A 17,261-nucleotide genomic window follows, 5' to 3' on the forward strand; every position below is an offset into this window, starting at 1 on the left:
CTGCCACCTTCAGGTGTAATGAAAGTTCTCTCTTTACCATATCTGTCCAAGGTTGCCTGAGATTCTGGGGACGAACGGCATCTCAAGGATTTTTGATCGAAGTGACCACCTGACCATTTTTGACAATATTCCTCCAGACAACGCAAGCCAACCAGAAACCACTTTACCGTCTCACGGGGCAGGTTTTGCATCTGTTTTTCAACCTCTGCGCAAAACGCCAGAGACGGAAAGAGAGAAGATCGTCTATTCCATACAAACTTCAAATGTATTTTTTTGTGCGTAATCGTACAATACAGATTTGAAATCTACAAAATTGACAATATCTCCATTTAATGGTAATGCAATATTGCCAATCTGTTGGTTTATTGGGTTCAAATAGTATGTTTGCATCAAAAGCAAGAACCCCTGAATAACAGACGACTTCCCCGTTCCGTTCAGTCCCGTCAAGAGCGTCAGATTGGCCAGAGAGATTGAAGCGGATGCAAAACACTTGAAATTCGTCAGATGGATGAATCGGATCACGCTCCGGGCTCCTTCTCGACAACCCTCCTGGTTGGATTGATACGACCGTAAAGATTCAACCGGACAGCCTCAGGGGTACCCTTTTCAATCATGAAAAGCGTCATTTCGGTCTCCTCGATACGGCGTTGCACATGGCGTGGCAGGTCGGTGAAGCCCTTCCCCTCAAATTCCTTCAGGAACTCCAATTTTTGCGGCAGCAATCCGTTGTCGGGATCCTGGGGAAGAACAAAATCCCGCACTGCCTCGAACCGTTGCCAACCATCGACGACGATCCACTTCTCCTCGTCTTCGACATCGACACAAAAGGCAGGCAACGGAATGCGAATCAGGACGGACTCGATCAAACGGCTTTGGTCAGCGTGACTCCACACCTCACGGGGCGGCTGACCCGGCGAAAGGTCCACTCTCCCCTCACGCATGCGCTTGATGAGGGAAGCCAGAACCATCTGTCTGATTTCAATCTTGACCTGTCGCGGATCAAGATGGGATGCGGGTCCGGGATTAGCCATGCGCCTCCGTCTTGGCCGCCGGGGAGTTGGGCTCACCTTCCTTGGGTCGGAAGGTGGAGCGCAGATTAAGCTCGCGCAACTGCTCCATGGCTACAACCGAGGGGGCCTGGGTGAGAGGACAGGCGGCTTTTTGTGTTTTCGGGAAGGCGATGACCTCGCGGATGGAGTCCAGGCCGAGCATGAGGGTGATCAGGCGATCCAGACCCAAGGCCAGGCCACCATGCGGAGGGGCGCCATAATCCAGGGCCTTGAGGAGGAAGCCAAATTTTGCTTCGGCTTCTTCCTTGCCGATGTGCAAAAGTTCGAGCATGCGCAACTGCACATCAGGGTTGTGGATACGAATGGAGCCGCCACCCACCTCGGTGCCGTTGAGGACAAGATCATAGGCCTGGGCACGCATGTTCATCAGGGTGGGATCGGCGATCCCGCCGGTCAGTTGCACACCGGTGGCCTGGCGAAACGCGGGCAGATCGTCCGGGTGCGGTGCGGTGAAGGGGTGATGCACCGCCGTATACCGCTTGGCCTCCTTGTCCCAATCCAGAAGGGGAAAATCGGTGACCCACACCAGGGCAAAGCGGCGGTTGTCGAGCAGGTTCATGTCGTGCGCCACCTTGACCCGCAGGCGCCCCAGGGCTTCGTTGACAATACCCGCACGATCCGCCCCGAAAAAGATCAAATCACCCGGCTCGGCGCCCGAGGCGGCCTGGATGGCGGCCTTTTCGCCATCGGAGAAAAATTTGACGATGGGCGATTGCCAGCCATCCTCCTGCCAAGGGCCGTTGACCTTGATCCAGGCAAGCCCCTTGGCCCCGTAAACGGCGACGAAAGCGCCATAATCGTCGATCTGCTTACGGGTGAGCTTCCCGCCACCGGGCACCCGCAAAATTTTGATGACGCCATTCAAGCCCCGGGCACCGGGAAGATTGGCCGTCTCGGCAAACACCTTGAAGCCGGTTTGGCGCATGGCCTCGGTTATATCGGCCAACTGCATGGGGATGCGCAGGTCCGGGGCATCCAGGCCATATTTCTCCAAGGCTTCCGTATAGGTGATCCGGGGAATAGGCAGCGCAAGATCCAGGTCCATGGCCACCTTGAAGACGCGGGCGACCATCCCTTCCACATGGGTGATGACATCGTTGACCGCGACGAAAGACATCTCCAGATCGACCTGGGTGAATTCAGGTTGCCGGTCGGCGCGCAGATCTTCATCGCGGAAACAGCGGACGATCTGGAAATAGCGGTCGTAGCCGGAAATCATCAGCAATTGCTTGAAAAGTTGCGGTGATTGCGGCAAGGCGTAAAACTGGCCAGGATTGACCCGGGAGGGAACCAGATAGTCCCGCGCCCCTTCGGGGGTGCTGCGGGTGAGCATGGGCGTTTCGATCTCCAGGAACCCGGCCTGGTCCAGATCCTGCCGGATGGTCTGCATCACCCGGTGACGAAACATCAGGTTGTGTTGGATCGCAGGCCGGCGCAAGTCGAGAAACCGCCAGGTGAGACGGGTGCTCTCGCCGATGTCAGGGTCATCCAACTGGAACGGCAAGGAAAGAGAGGTGTTGAGAATGTCCAGGCGATCGACGTTGACTTCGATCATGCCGGTATCCAGGTTGGGATTTTCCGTCTCCTTGGGGCGACGGGCCACTTCTCCCTCCACCCGGATGACAAACTCGCTGCGCAAATCGTGCGCCTGGAGGTGGACCTGGCTCTCCCGTTCCGGGCTGAACACCACCTGGACGAGGCCGGTACGGTCCCGCAGATCGACAAAAATGACGCCGCCGTGGTCCCGGCGGCGATTGACCCATCCGCACAATTGCACACGCTGACCGAGCAGGTTTTCTCGAACTGTGTTGCAGTAGTGGCTGCGTTTCATGCCATTCTCCTTGCGACCGGTTGCCTGGGCCGGCTCATGGTGCCGATTCGGATGCAGCAGGGGTAACGATGGGTGAGGCGATCTGGGTGACCACATCGTCTGGATCCGGCTCCTCGGACGCAGAAATCTCCAGAGGAAGCTCCTCCACCGGGAGGTGATTCCGGGCGCGGGAGAGGGAGTCGTTGACCATCTGGGTCATGTAGGCCTTCTCCTGGGGCCGGAATTGATGACTGAGTTCCAGAGCCCTTTCGTAGGAGGCTATGGCCTGATCCCATTGGTCCAATCCGTGCCGCAGCAACCCTTTGAGGTAGTGGGTAAAGGGGTTATTGGGTTCACCCTCCAGGGAGGTTTCGACCCAGGTGTCGGCATTGTCCGGATCGCCCTGATCCAGGTAGAAGGCGGCCAATTTTTGGGCCACCTGCCAGGCGGAAACACCGCGACACTGGTCGTATTCGTCCAAAAGAAACTCTTCAGCCTCCTTGGGCCTCTCCAGCTCGACAAGCCACTCGGCATAGCGAGCGACCCAATAATCGTAGAGCATAAAAGCTTCATCGCGGGAGCCATCCAGGACTGTCTTGAGCAGTTGAACCGCCGTATCGAGCTGACCGGCCTGATAGTACGCCGAAGCCATCTCACTGCGAGCGAGAACCGAGGCCTTCCCCCAGGGAACCCTGTCCAACGCCTCGGTTCCCATGGATTGAATCAGCGTGGCGATGGCCATGTTGCGGATGGTGGGGGTCGGAGATCCCAGTTTCCAGGTGACGGGCTCTTCCTTATCAAGGTGGCATTGTTTATATTTTTTCCCGGAACCGCAGGGGCAGTGATCGTTGCGACCGACCTTGGGAACAGGTGTGGTGTGTTGAGGACGGGCAAGAAAACCCAGTTCCGGACGCGGGGCCATATCCTTCAGACGCTCGGCAAGATACAGATACCACTTGAAAAGGGGGGCCTGGACGATGTTGTCATCATCGGCCAGCCAAGCGGCCAGCCGGGGGGTATCGGGTTCCTGGACGGCCCGGACCAACGCCTCGGCATAAATATGTGGTTCGTTGAGATTTTTTGGGGAACCCACGGTGAAAACTCCTTTTTTTCCGGATATGCCAGTTCCAACGGACCTGAACGTCTGGTGTATCTGCCAGTGGACCTGAACGTCTGGTGTATCTGCCAGCCAGGGGCGATATTAAACGACTTTCCCTGCTTCTGGCCAGAGCCAGTCGATATTTGCCTTTTGCCAGGAGATGTTATCATCTCCATTTATGCCACGAGAGACCGCTTTGATTTGCGGCAAAGGAGCCGTTCATGACCACACGTACCCGTTTTGCCCCGTCACCAACCGGTTTTCTGCACATTGGGGGCGCCCGAACGGCGTTGTTTTGTTATCTCTTCGCCCGTCACACAGGGGGAACCTACATTTTGCGGGTGGAGGATACGGATCGGGAACGTTCCACGCCGGAAGCGGTGGAGGTGATCTTGCAGGGTTTGAACTGGCTGGGGCTTAGGCCGGACGAAGGGCCTTTTTTCCAGTCCGACAATACAGAGTTGCACCGACAGACAGCCCAGGAGTTGGTCCGTGCAGGCAAGGGGTATCGTTGCTACTGCACGCGAGAAGAGCTGGACGCCATGCGTGAGGAGCAGCGACTCCGGCAGGAGAAGCCCCGCTACGATGGCCGCTGCCGGGAACGCACCGGACCGGAGCCAACAGACCGGCCCTTTGTGATCCGTCTGAAAACACCGCGCACGGGGAATGTGGTCTGGGATGACGAGATCCAGGGACAAATTCGCGTCAGCAATACGGAGTTGGATGACTTGATTCTGCTGCGCTCCGACGGGTCTCCCACCTACAATCTGGCCGTTGTGGTGGATGATCACCACATGGGAATCACCCACGTCATCCGGGGAGAGGATCACGTCAGTAACACGCCCCGGCAGATGCATATTTTTGAGGCCATGGGGTGGACCCCGCCCGTCTATGCCCACATGCCCCTGCTACACGGGACCGACGGGGCCAAGCTATCCAAACGTCATGGCGCGGTCTCTGTTCTGCAATACCGGGACAATGGCTATCTGCCCGAGGCGGTCAATAACTACCTGGTACGCCTGGGATGGTCACACGGCGACCAGGAAATATTCACCATGGCCGACATGGAGCACCTGTTCGAGGTGCGAGATGTGGGGCGTTCGGCTGCCATTTTCAACCTCTCCAAGCTGGATTGGATCAATGGGCACCATATCCGATCCACCACACCGGAAAAGTTGCTGCCTGAATTGATTCAGCACCTGGAACGATTGGGGATCGAACAACCAGACCCCGTTTTTGTACAGGCCATTCTGCCCACCGTGCGCGAACGGGCCAAAACCATGGTGGAGATGGCTGAAAAAAGCCTGTTTTATTTCCAGACGCCCCGGGAATATGACGAAAAAGCGGTGCAGAAGCACCTGCAACCACCCATTTTGGAACCGTTTGCTGCCCTGGTGGTCGCCTTGACTGGCCTGCCGGAGTGGTCCGCAACCGCACTGGAAACGGCGTTCAAGCAAACCATCGCCGACCACGGGCTCAAAATGGGGCAGTTGGCCCAGCCAGTCCGGGTGGCCATCACCGGCTCGGATGTCTCCCCCAGCGTATTCGAGATTCTTGCCCTGCTGGGTCGGGAGACCGCCCTGGCCCGCCTGCAAACCTGCCTGGCCTTTTTCAGAGAGCGCCAAGGGCAGACATGAACGGCTGGTGTAACTATTCGGCACCCTTGCAAAATAAAACCTGGACATGAAAGCCTTTGTCAGGGCTTCGCCCCGAACCCCACCAGGGCGCTGCCCTGGACCAAGCCAGGGAGCCAGCCCCCTGGACCCCGATTCATGGCTTGCCTGCACATCAAATCAACACGGTTGAGCCACCAGCCCCCTGGACCCCGATTCGTGGCCGGGTGGTGAATCGTTACAGGAAATCACGGCCATATCAAGAAGGAGCGGCGTCGGGCATGCCATCTCTGGGACAGACGAAAGAGTCGCCGAGAATCGATTCGTCCGCTGGCACACGACCTGAAAAAGGTTGTGGAACCACCTGGCGTCGCATGCACTCCTGCTGGATGGCTTCCAACAATACTTCGGCCAGGGCGCCATAGGGGGTTGCAGGAGCGGCGTGCTCGCGCAAACCCTGGACCATGGGTTCGATCCAGCGCCCAAGGTGATGTTCGAGAAACTTGACCCCGGCATCGGCAGCAATCTGCTGCTGTTCGCTCCACCCCTCATTACAGGCATAGGCCTCTTTGACCAGGAGCAAACTGTAAAATTCCAGTTCGGTGCAGAGGTGATCGGGAAGATCGGGTTGGGTGGGAGAGGGCTCCACGCCAAATGCCCGATAAAAACCGCTGATGTCCGCCAACTCCACCGGCTGCCCGCCAATGCGACGCGCATCACCATAAGATGTTTCGTGTAACGAACACACCCCTTTACCCAGGAACAAACGAACATGCTCCTCCTGGAAGGCCGCCTCATCGACCTGGTCCCAGATGGCACGCAAGGCGGTCGATGCGGGAGTGGGCGCTCTGGGGATGGTATCGAAATCCGCCAGAAGTTGGGCCAGATGACCTGGATGGGGATATGCGAAACCCCGAGCGAGAAAACGCAAGAAGGCGGCTACAGTCAACAACTCCTGTAGCCGCCCTTCCAGATCATCCGGGCCGGAAACAGTCTGTCCTTGCCCGTTCATATGTACCCCTCTTTCATTTGGCGAGAGCGACCGGCAACCAATCCGACCAGGATTTGCGCGCCCCCACCTCTTTGCCGCCCCCCTCCCAGACGGCGAAAGCGGCCACGGTTTGCCCACCCGGTTCCAGACGCGGGGAGTTGGCGGAGTCGGGAGCCAGAGGGACGGCAATGACAACATGCCATGCGCCATCCTTCCAGACACCATTGCCATCAGCCTCCTGGTGCTGTTTGACGGTCAGGGTGCCAAACCCTTCGGCCACCTGATCGAGAACCGGACTGTCGCGATGCTTGGCAACCGGATTATCCACGCCACCAGCACCCATGTAAGCGCGCATATCCAAGGTGTTGAGCACCTGATCTGGATAGAGATCCGACTGGGCATAGGGGTAAAGATCGCGGATCGTCATGTCGCGTTTGCGTGCCAGGTCAGCCTGAAAGGCCGCCCGCCACTGGATGATGTTGACCCGTTCACCAGGGGCACCCATCATCGGGTTGACGGCGGCATCAGCCCGATACCGCACGGGCAGCTCCACTGCGACCTGGTCACCAAACCGATCGACCACCACCCGATCACTCTGGGTGGGATCCTCCCATTCGAGAAGAAGGGAGAGCCATTGACCGTTATGCACGGAACGCACGGTCATGGCAGTAACAGCCGGTTGATTGTTTTGTGGCTCGGTCACGTTCTGCGGCTGCAAAGTGACGGCAACCGATTGGGTCTGTGCCCAAACTTTGGCGCCGGGGTCGAGAACCGGCTCCTTGCTGACCACCCGGAGGGCATGAAGTGCCCCGGCAGGAGGCGTGGCAGGCTGGGTGGGCGCGGTGGCATAGTGGATAGCGGCTGTGGCTGGCGCCGCCGGTGTTTGGGCCTCGGTCCCGGCGGCGGTGGCGTTCCCCGCCATCCCGGCGACCAGGGCCGACAGCCAAAAGGCTCTGTTCCATCCGTTCATGGCTTCTCCCCCGTCAGGTGATGTTGCTGCGATGAGTTTTATAGGTCTCGTCGTAGGCTACACGCAGGAATATGGGCTCGCGCATGGGCACCCGGACCAGTTCCTTCCCCTGCTCATCGAAACCAACGGCAGCATCCCCTTCCACCCGGAAGCGGTCGATGATCATGGGAGTGGCCCCGAAGAGCAACAACGCCGCGAGGAGCTTCTTGTCATCGACTGCCTTGCGGTACATCTCGACGGCCTGGGTCACGCCACCACCAAACATCTGTTGCGTATAGGCGGCGGGGACGTGAATCGGCGGGATATAGTAGACGTTGGGCTCCAAACCAAGCTGCGGGAAGAGCGGCTTGGCGATTTTCAACACATGGACCAGATAGTCCAACGGATTGTCGTCACGCGCCTTGTCGGGAGCGGAGATGAAACCCTGTAAACGGATCTTGCCGATGCAGGTGATGGTACACTGGGTCTGCCTCCCCCCCTCCACCGCCGGATAGCAGCCGACACACTTTTCCGACGTGCGGGTCATGCTGTTGAAGAACGGTTTTTTGTAGGGGCAACCCCGGACGCACTCCCGATAGCCACGGCAACGCAACTGATCGACAAGCACAATGCCATCCTCGGGCCGCTTGTAGGCCGACTGCCGAGGGCAGGCGCCGACACAGGCCGGGTAGGTGCAGTGGTTGCAAATGCGGGGCAGATAGTGCATCCACTGCATGTGGGGAACAGTGATGTAAGCCCCCTGGGTCATGTTGCCGGTGCAATCGTCCTCGCTGATATTCGGATGGGCATAGTCCATGTCATCGGGGAGGTAGCCCAGCACCCGCTCGCCGGCGGGCGCAGCTTCGAACAGAGTCTTGCCTTGGTAACTGGGACCGTCGATATCCTGCACGCCCAGCTTTTCCAGAATTTTCACATCCCATCCCAGCGGGTAGTATCCGTAGGGCTTGGTTTCAACGTTGTTCCAGAACATGTATTCCTGGCCCCGACTGGAGGTCCAGGTGGTTTTACAGGCCACAGTGCAGGTCTGGCACGCAATGCACTTGTTCGTGTCCATGACCATGGCAAACTGCTTCTTGGGCCGGGCTCCCTCGTAGGGGTACTCCATCTCCCGGCCTATCTGCCAGTTGTGTACTTTCGGCATCGTCAGACTCCTTGCTGGCGTCGTCGCTTGGCTTACGCCTTGGTGATCTTCACGAAACCGCCTTGGACATACTGCTTCAAGGCAGCGCTTTCATTACCGGGACGCAGTCCCAGTTCCACCGGTCGCCACTTGCCGATGCCACCAATGCCACCATTCTCTGCCTTGGTGAATTTGGCGATGGATTCGCGCGGAGCATTGGTCACGCAGTGGACATCGACGTTGAACCCTTTGGTCACCTCGTTGGTCCAAGACTTCCGGGTGATGAGGGTGGCGGTCTGGTGGGTGGGTTTGAGCCAGGAACGGGTGAGGCTCTGATGTCCACCATAACGGAACAGGGATTGGTAATGGGTCTCGGCGTTCTTGGCAATGCCGTCCGCGCGGCTCTCGTGAGCCTTGACCGAGCCGGGAGTGGCCATGTACCCGTTGAACCACATGCGGGTGATCCCCATGGGGGTGCCGGGATAGTAGCGGGCACGACAAAGCAGACGAGCCACCTTGTACTCGTCCTTGCGCTTGGGATCGTTCCAGCCGCGGAAAGGGAGATCGTTCGGGTCGCCGTCGACATGGACGTAATCCCCATCCTCGATGCCCATGGCCTTGGCATCTTCCGGATTGATATCCACATACATTTCGCCGACGCTCGGCATGCGCTTGTCGCGCCGGTACATGTCGCCGAAAGGCCCGAAGAGCGCCGACATGAAGTCGGTATCGATCGGGGTGGTATGGGCGCCATGCCGATATTTCGGGGTGTGGAAAACGTGATCCCACCCTCTGTCCTTCAATGGGTGCGCGGTGGCCATCAACTGTTCCACCGTGTAGGTCGTGTTGCGCATCTGCCGGGTGGTATGGGTACGGTCCCCGTCGGGAATCTGCCAATCCGCCGGTCTCTTGGGTTTGATCGCCGGATGAGCAGCGGCAACGATGGCGCAGGGATCGTGGAACGTGGCATCGGAAGGTTCCCGATGCACGATCAGGTTTTCACCCGCCTCGATGAATTCAAGCTCTGGACGATAATACTCCAGCCGTCCGGTTTTGGTGTGCCAGGGTCGGGACTCCTGCACCTGTTCGTAGCTGTTGATGCGCGGATAGGTGCGGGTGTTGAGCAGGGCGGGAATGCCCTGTTTGGCCAGCACTTCCAGGTCGGCGAATCGATAACCCTTCAGGGATGTCGAGCCGTTGATCATCCGTTGCATGTACACCTCGGGACGTCCCTCGGCAATGAAATGCCACATCTGGCTAAACCGCTCATCACCGGTCAACTTAGCCATCTCCCGGGCTACAAAGAGATAGGTTTCGTTGTCAGAGACGGTGGCATAGGTCCGTTTGATCGGAGTGCGTGGATAGACCTGGAAGAACGGGTTGGTGTTCGATCCGGTGAAGTCGGGATATTTCAACTCCATCCAGGAATCCACCCCGTAGACGATATCGGAAAATTCGCAGGAGGCGGTCCACCACCATTCGTTGTAAACCACGATCTCCACCTTGGGCAGGGTATTGAACACCACGTCGTACATACCCTTCTGGTTGCCCAGGCTGGAGTTGGAATTGACCTGCCAGATCGCCTTGGTCGGGGTGGGTACATGAGCGCCGGCAGTGATCTTCTTGTTGCCAGCTTTCATGAGCCGCTCACCATTGGCCCAGTAGTGCATCGACTCGGGACGCAGATAGAGATGCGGTTTGGCCAACCCGTCCGGGTCAAGCTGCGGATGGAACGGATTCTCCAGGGTCCAGCTCGGCACGCCGGAGAAGAGGGTGTTCTTGTAAACGCCGGCGTAGCTGCCGACGTTCCCGCCATGCCGCCCCAGGTTGGCGGTCAGGGCAGCCACGAGCAGAATGCCGCGATCCTTGTTGTCGTTGTTCCAGAACTGGTTCGGACCCATGCCGACGGCAAAGAGGGTCTTGCCACGATTTTTGGCGATATCACGGGCCAGGGTCTGGGTAGCCTGCTCCGGCGCCCAGGTGATCTGTCTGACCTGAGCCGGCGTCATGTTGTCGTCCAAATACTGTTTGGTCAGATCGTACACCGTGCGGCACGCAACCCTCTTGCCGTCGACCAGGGTCACCTCGAAGCTGCCCTGCAGGGCCGGGTCGAGACCCAGTTTCTCGAAATGGCTGCCAACCTGGTCGTGGGTCACGGCCACGGCGGCGTTCAGTTTGCTGTCCCACATGACGAAGTCAGCAAACTCGCCCGCCAGAGCCTCCGGAATCTGCACCCCTCTTTGGGCGGTGGTCGGCGCCGGTTTCTCCCCTTTCGGGACCACCTGCGTCCAGTTTTGCAGGGCGCTGTTCACATGACCGGCAAACACATCCTTGGCCTGCAACCGGTCCAGGGTATCCATCCGCACCAGGGTGGGCAGATCGGTGTATCGTTTGACAAAGTCGGTGTCGACGAGATTTTCCGCCATGAGCACCTGGGCCAGTCCGAGGGAAAAGGCCGGGTCGGTACCGGGGCGAATGACAACGACATCATCGCACTTGTTGGCGGTGGAGGAGTACTCCACAGTCACGGCGACGGTCTTGGCGCCTTTGAGCCGGGCTTCCGAGAGCCAATGCCCATCCGGCATCTTGGTCGAGATCCAGTTCATGCCCCAGGAGATGACCAGGCCGGCGTTTTCGGCATCGAACAACTCGAAGTCGTTGGTCTGGTCGCCAGTCACCATCGGATGGCCGGGGGGGAGGTCGGTATGGAAAGAGTAGGAATCCCAGGAGCCGGAGCCCTTGGCATCGGCTTCAGGCACCTTGCGCAGATGGGCATCAAGCAGCGCCATGGAGTTGCCCATGCGGAAGGCGCCGAAGATGCGCAGGGCGCCCTGCATGGCCATGCCGCCGCGAAACTTCGTGACCCGGGTGCCGGCGCCACCAACCGCCTCCACCATGTCGGGATCGTACCCCTGGGCCAGCAAATATTTCTTGCCCTGATCGCCGGTGTAGGTCTTGGCAATGTTGTACAGAGCCTTGGCATGATAGACAGAGGCCTCCTTGGCCGTCACCTTCACCCAGGAGTCCCAGCCACGACGCATCAGGGCAGGGGGGGCCGCTCCGGTGTTGGGGTCGCGGGGAAATCCCTTGTCGGCCCACTCCTTGAATCCTTTCCGCAAGAACGAACCGTTGACGCGCCGGTCACCGTAGAAACGCCGGGCCAGCACAAGACCCTTCTGGCAGCAGCGCGGATCCCAGCGATGGGTCGCCTGATTGCCATAGAGATCCTGGGCCTTGCCGTAGCCGTAGGTCGGCTCGATGCGCACAATCACGTCGTTCTTGACGAAGGCATTGAGCAGGCAGTTGTGGGTATCGTTGGGACAGCACATGAAGACAAAAGTCTTGTCATGCCGGAAAATATCCCTGTAGATTCTTTCCCAGTCACGATTGGGGTACGCCGCCAGGGGGTTCTCCACCTGGACCGGCGAAAGAAAGCGGAACCCCGCCATCACCTCGCCCGGCACAGCCAGAGTTCCCATGCCGGCCACGCCAACCGCCTGCAGGAAACGCCGCCGCGACAACTGGTTCGTTTCTGAACTCATTTCGTCTGCCTCCCGAAGCCTGTGTCCTTCTTTCGCCGCATGCAGTCGTTGCCTGCACACCGCCTCCACGTTTCACATGCTTGACCTTGCAAACACATCAACGCACTCAACCATCAGCAAAATACCCGCACAGGGCCGCCCGAGCGTAACCATGCGACCAAATCCCCAAAGGGACGGAACGCACACCCCTCCGCCAGCACTGCCGCCACAGCCCAGCAGACCAAGTATGCTGCATGGCACATTCACACATGATCCATGATCGTTCGAATAGCCAACTTGACCTGCATCAATTTTCGCGCACTTATTTTTCGGGTTCTGTCGCAATTTCTCCCATCGACCCCAGCCAACTGCATTGCAGGCCGCAACAAAAGTTCACAGCAGTCTACCCAAAGAGGGGCAGAATACAAAATGAAAAGATCTTTAAAATTGATCTTGATCAATTTTAAAGCCACAAAAAATAATGGCCAGACCACAGAATGAATAAACAACTGACTGCAAATCAATCAATCATTTTGTTTTTCCACAAATATCACACTACCCGTCCCCCGTCCCCAGCGCATCACCCTGCCCCCCGAAACCCGGCCTGAAAAGCGGCAAAGCTGCCATCTGCAATGGCCAAGCGCATACAGGCCATCAAATCCGTATAATAGTGAAGATTGTGCAGGGTCATAAGACGCAAGCCCAATATTTCGTGGTTGCGGAAAAGATGATGCAGGTAGGCCCGGCTGTAATGACGGCAGGCATGGCAACCACAAGTCGGATCCACCGGGTTGGGATCCTCGCGATACTCGGCCCGTTTGATGTTCATGACCCCGTCGTGGACAAAAAGTTGTCCGTTGCGGGCGTTGCGGGTGGGCATGACGCAGTCGAACATGTCAACACCCCGGGCCACGGCGGCCACCAGATCACCGGGCTTGCCAACGCCCATCAGATAGCGGGGTTTATGGGCAGGAAGCAGCTCCGGCAAATAGGAGAGAACCTCCAACATCATCTCCTTGGGCTCGCCAACCGAAAGACCACCCATGGCATAACCATCGAAAGCCATCTCCGTCAGGGCAGCCGCAGAAGCCCGACGCAGGTCAGCATGCATGCCGCCCTGGACAATACCGAACAAGGCGCCGCCTTCAGGGCTGCGGGCGGCCAGACAACGTTCTCCCCAACGCAGCGACAGCTCCATGGAACGGGCTACATAGTCCCTCTCAGCCGGATAGGGGGGGCACTCATCAAACTGCATCATGATGTCGCTCCCCAGAGCCTCCTGGATGGTCATGACACTCTCCGGCGACAAAAAACAGGCCGATCCATCCAGATGGGAACGAAAGGTGACCCCCTCCTCGGCGATGGTGCGCAAAGCCCCCAGACTGAACACCTGAAACCCGCCGGAATCCGTCAGTATGGGACCGTGCCATCCCATGAAACGGTGCAAACCACCCAATTTGGCAACAGTCGCATGCCCTGGCCGCAGATAGAGATGGTAGGTGTTGGCCAGGATGATCTGGACCTGCATCTCCGTCAACTCGGTCGGATCCACGGTTTTGACAGCAGCCAGAGTCCCCACGGGCATGAAAACGGGGGTCTCCACCACCCCGTGACGGGTCCACAGCCGACCTCGACGGGCACCTGTTGGATCGGTGTGCAACAGATCGAATCGAAAGGTGACCATTCAGCGCCCTCTCAAAAAAAATAGCCGCCGTGTCAAAGTTTTTCTTGCCTCACTTTTCATGTTTGGCTCGTCGTCTCTGGAAAGAGCAGGCAAGCATCGCCATAAGAGTAAAAACGGTACCCCTGGGCGATGGCATGGGCATAGATCCGCTCCAAGCGCGTTTTGCCCACAAAAGCCGCCACCAACATAAGCAGAGTGGAACGGGGCAGATGAAAGTTGGTGATCATGGCATCCACCACACGAAAACGAAACCCGGGCAGAATAAAAAGAGCCGTCTCGCCCGTAAAAGGTCGCAACTCCCCCCGCTCATCCACCGCGCTTTCCAGGGTGCGCACCGTGGTGGTTCCCACGGCGATGACCCGCCCCCCCCGAGCCCGGGTCGCCTGAATACGCTCGACCACGGCGGGTGGAAGTTGACACCACTCCCGATGCATGACGTGCTGACGCAGATCACGAACCCGCACCGGTTGAAAGGTACCCGGCCCGACATGCAGTGTCAGTCGCACGACGCCAATGCCGGATTTCTCCAGACGAGCGAGGAGCGCCATGGTAAAATGCAGACCGGCTGTGGGCGCCGCAACCGCCCCGGGCTGAGAAGCAAACATGGTCTGGTAACGCAACCGATCGATCTCCTGACCAGCCGAGGCAATGTAGGGAGGCAGAGGTATCTGACCATGCCGGGCCAGAGTCGTCATGATCTCCCCCGGCGTCTCCAGATGAACCCGAAAACATCCTGGCAGACGCTCCAGGACTTCGACCTGGAATTCGGGGGCGATCTCGATCCGCCATCCCGGACGAATCGGCTTGTTGGCCCCCAGCAGGGCCTGCCACGTACCGGGGGATGTTTCAGGCCGTAGCAGCAAAATCTCCACCCGACCACCGGAAACACGCCGCCCCACAAGACGTGCCGGCAAAACCTGCGTGTCGTTTTGGACCAACAGATCACCTGGCTGCAAACAGGTGACAAGATCTTGAAAGATGCGATCCTCCATGCCGTGGGGATGGCTAACCAGCAAACGGGCTGCATCGCGCGGCTCGGCAGGGGTCTGGGCAATGCGCTCTCTGGGCAGGGTATAGTCAAAATCTTCCAGTCGCCAACATGGATCCCCTTTCGACACACCCATGAACTCTCCTTCCCCGCTCCTCCTCGTGATCACCCGGCGGCACATTCCGGACACCCTCTGGGATGAACTCCCCGCGCAACTCCCCCCTGCCCAAACCCCGCACCTGTTTTTTACCGGCGAGGGAACCATCCTGGCCACCGCACCCCTCCCCCTCTGGTCCCAGGCCCGGCGTGTGGTTTGCACCCATGCCTTCCTTCAACATTGGCGCCACCCCCCCCCACCCCTTCCCAACCTGACCGCCGGCAGCCTGGCCCATCTGGGGCGTTTATTGCGCGAGTGTACCCTGGCAACCACGCTCCCCTTACCCACCTGGCCGCTGCAACCAGGAACACCCGGCAATAAACAAGTGGCTGTGCCTTTAGGAACAGATCTTGCATCCACGGAAACCCTGGAGTCCCTGCGCCTGGCAGTCGGCTTGGCCGGTTGTCAACACCGGGTGACCATTTACCGCGAAACCGGGTGGAACAGCAACCCGCCCTCCGCCAAAGAGTTTCCTGCGGAGGCCCGGGCCTATCTGGACCTCATGTCCGAATTGGGCATCACGTTTCACTCTGGACCTGAGGGAGGCGAGTCTGTCATCCTGCGGATATGAATTTTTTGAAGAAAACGCAACCATCCGGCGCCCTTTCAAGAAAAGCCCGGATATGAAAGCCTTTGTCAGGGCTTCGCCCCGAACCCCACCAGGACTCCGTCCTGGACCTGCCAGGGAGCCAGCCCCCTGGACCCCGGTTCGTTTCCCTTTTTTTCAACCTGAGAGCACTCCATGACAACGAGGTGGAACCTGTGGGATCGGACCTGGGAGCTCTATGGTCATCCGCGGGTGGTGGCTATTTTTTTTCTGGGATTTTCCAGTGGCCTGCCCCTGGCCCTGACCTTTGGCACGCTCTCCCTGTGGTTGACGGAGGCCGGCATCGCCAAATCCACGATCGGCCTGTTTGCCCTGGCAAGCGCCCCTTACACAGTCAAATTTCTTTGGTCCCCCCTGCTGGACCGCCTGCCTCTCCCCTTGTTCACCGACCGATGGGGACAACGCCGGGGATGGGCGTTGTGCATTCAAATCTTCCTTGCCCTGGCCATCTTTGGCCTGGGATGCGCCGATCCCGCTCATGATCCCCGCCTGACGGGCCTGTTTGCCCTGTTGGTCGCCTTTCTCTCCGCCAGCCAGGATATCGTCATCGATGCCTATCGGGTGGAGAGCCTCGACAAGTCCCAATATGGGGCCGGGGCCGCCATGATCGTCATGGGCTACCGCGTGGGCATGCTGGTCTCCGGAGCAGGCGCACTCTATCTGGCAACTTTCTTTGGCTGGTTCGTCACTTATGCAGTCATGGCAGCCTGCATGGGGGTCGGTATCATCACGCTCCTGGTCAACCCCGAACCCGAACGCCCCCCAGAACCCCTGACCCGCCAACGAGAACAAAAAATCGACTCCTTCCTCACCCACCACTTTGCCGGACAAAGCTGGCTGGCGACCGTCTTGCGCTGGCTTTCCGTGGCCGTGGTGGCCCCATTGGCTGACTTTGTGGCCCGACAACGCTGGTTTGCCATCCTGATGTTCATCCTCCTCTACAAATTCGGCGAGGCCCTGGCCGGGGTGATGTCCGGGCCGTTTTATCTCGACCTGAATTTCTCCAAAATCGAGATCGCCAACGTAAGCAAAATTTTTGGCTTGATCGCAACCCTCGTTGGTTCCGTTCTCGGTGGGCTTGTCGTCCATCGGCGCGGCATCATGGCTTCCCTGCTCTTCTGTGGCCTCCTACAAATGGTCTCCACCCTGGCATTTGTCTGGTTGGCCTACGCGGGTCATGACATCACCATCCTGGCAGCCTCCATTGCCATCGAAAATTTGAGCGGCGGCATGGGAACCGCCGCCCTGGTGGCCTACCTCTCCAGCCTGTGCAACGTGTCATACACAGCAACCCAGTACGCTTTACTGTCGTCGTTCATGGCCTTTGGTCGCACAATCCTCGCCTCATGGGGAGGGTTCCTCGCGGAACGGATGAGCTGGAGCCAATTCTTTCTCTTGTCGACTGTAGCCGCCCTGCCAGGCCTGTTGCTCCTGCTGTGGCTGACAAAACAGCCCCCGTTGGCAACAAAAATGACGCAACACGAGGTAACCCCATGAATTTTCAACTCTCGACCGAACAACCATCGCAACCATGATAAAAGCCTCCATGCCCAGCCCTTCCTGCAAGGGCGTTGGGTCATGACCAACCATCAACCATGACCAGAAAAAATGGCAGACCAAAAACCACCATA

At 58.5% G+C, this 17,261-nt stretch carries 13 protein-coding genes; 3 read left to right on the forward strand and 10 right to left on the reverse strand.

Annotation, left to right across the window (positions count from 1 at the left end):
* Positions 1-243: 243 nt before the first annotated feature.
* Genes HQL63_02315 through HQL63_02330 form a run of 4 tightly spaced genes read right to left on the reverse strand, consistent with a single transcriptional unit; the run spans position 244 to position 3,973 of the window.
* Entirely contained in the window at positions 244-522 is a 279-nt protein-coding gene (locus HQL63_02315; protein ID MBF0175673.1) for an AAA family ATPase, read from the reverse strand.
* Entirely contained in the window at positions 519-1,031 is a 513-nt protein-coding gene (locus tag HQL63_02320) for a DUF262 domain-containing protein (GenBank protein ID MBF0175674.1), read from the reverse strand. The genes HQL63_02315 and HQL63_02320 overlap by 4 nt, the downstream gene beginning before the upstream one ends.
* On the reverse strand, positions 1,024-2,901 hold the full coding sequence (gene aspS / locus HQL63_02325) for an aspartate--tRNA ligase (protein ID MBF0175675.1): 1,878 nt from the start codon (positions 2,899-2,901) through the stop codon (positions 1,024-1,026). The genes HQL63_02320 and aspS overlap by 8 nt, the downstream gene beginning before the upstream one ends.
* Before the next feature lie 34 nt (positions 2,902-2,935).
* Positions 2,936-3,973, reverse strand: a complete 1,038-nt coding sequence (locus HQL63_02330; protein MBF0175676.1) for an SEC-C domain-containing protein — start codon at positions 3,971-3,973, stop codon at positions 2,936-2,938.
* 227 nt (positions 3,974-4,200) lie between these two features.
* Between HQL63_02330 and gltX the strand changes: the two genes are divergently transcribed.
* The gene (gene gltX / locus HQL63_02335) at positions 4,201-5,616 is read left to right on the forward strand and encodes a glutamate--tRNA ligase (GenBank protein MBF0175677.1); all 1,416 of its coding nucleotides are present in this window, start codon (positions 4,201-4,203) and stop codon (positions 5,614-5,616) included.
* Between the two features lie 235 nt (positions 5,617-5,851).
* On the opposite strand, the gene HQL63_02340 is transcribed toward gltX, so the two are convergent.
* From HQL63_02340 to queA, 6 genes are all read right to left on the reverse strand, one after another.
* On the reverse strand, positions 5,852-6,604 hold the full coding sequence (locus tag HQL63_02340) for a molecular chaperone TorD family protein (GenBank protein ID MBF0175678.1): 753 nt from the start codon (positions 6,602-6,604) through the stop codon (positions 5,852-5,854).
* A gap of 13 nt (positions 6,605-6,617) precedes the next feature.
* Positions 6,618-7,553 carry a hypothetical protein gene (locus HQL63_02345; GenBank protein ID MBF0175679.1) on the reverse strand — a complete coding sequence of 312 codons (936 nt, stop codon included), beginning with the start codon at positions 7,551-7,553 and terminating at the stop codon, positions 6,618-6,620.
* Positions 7,554-7,566: 13 nt separating this feature from the next.
* A complete protein-coding gene (locus tag HQL63_02350) occupies positions 7,567-8,694 on the reverse strand; it encodes a dehydrogenase (protein MBF0175680.1) in 1,128 nt (375 codons plus the stop codon).
* Positions 8,695-8,726: 32 nt separating this feature from the next.
* Complete coding sequence (locus HQL63_02355; protein ID MBF0175681.1) at positions 8,727-12,215, reverse strand: molybdopterin-dependent oxidoreductase; 3,489 nt, start codon at positions 12,213-12,215, stop codon at positions 8,727-8,729.
* 559 nt (positions 12,216-12,774) lie between these two features.
* Positions 12,775-13,878 (reverse strand): tRNA guanosine(34) transglycosylase Tgt, encoded by a 1,104-nt coding sequence (gene tgt, locus HQL63_02360; GenBank protein MBF0175682.1) that lies wholly within the window; start codon positions 13,876-13,878, stop codon positions 12,775-12,777.
* A gap of 56 nt (positions 13,879-13,934) precedes the next feature.
* Positions 13,935-15,002 carry a tRNA preQ1(34) S-adenosylmethionine ribosyltransferase-isomerase QueA gene (gene queA / locus HQL63_02365; protein ID MBF0175683.1) on the reverse strand — a complete coding sequence of 356 codons (1,068 nt, stop codon included), beginning with the start codon at positions 15,000-15,002 and terminating at the stop codon, positions 13,935-13,937.
* Between queA and HQL63_02370 the strand changes: the two genes are divergently transcribed.
* Together HQL63_02370 and HQL63_02375 are read left to right on the forward strand one after the other, a co-directional pair.
* Positions 15,001-15,594, forward strand: coding sequence for a hypothetical protein (locus HQL63_02370; protein ID MBF0175684.1), 594 nt, complete (start codon positions 15,001-15,003; stop codon positions 15,592-15,594). The genes queA and HQL63_02370 overlap by 2 nt on opposite strands.
* Before the next feature lie 171 nt (positions 15,595-15,765).
* Positions 15,766-17,127, forward strand: a complete 1,362-nt coding sequence (locus HQL63_02375) for an AmpG family muropeptide MFS transporter (protein MBF0175685.1) — start codon at positions 15,766-15,768, stop codon at positions 17,125-17,127.
* Positions 17,128-17,261: the final 134 nt, after the last annotated feature.

This window comes from Magnetococcales bacterium (genome assembly GCA_015231175.1).
Lineage (GTDB): Bacteria > Pseudomonadota > Magnetococcia > Magnetococcales > DC0425bin3 > HA3dbin3.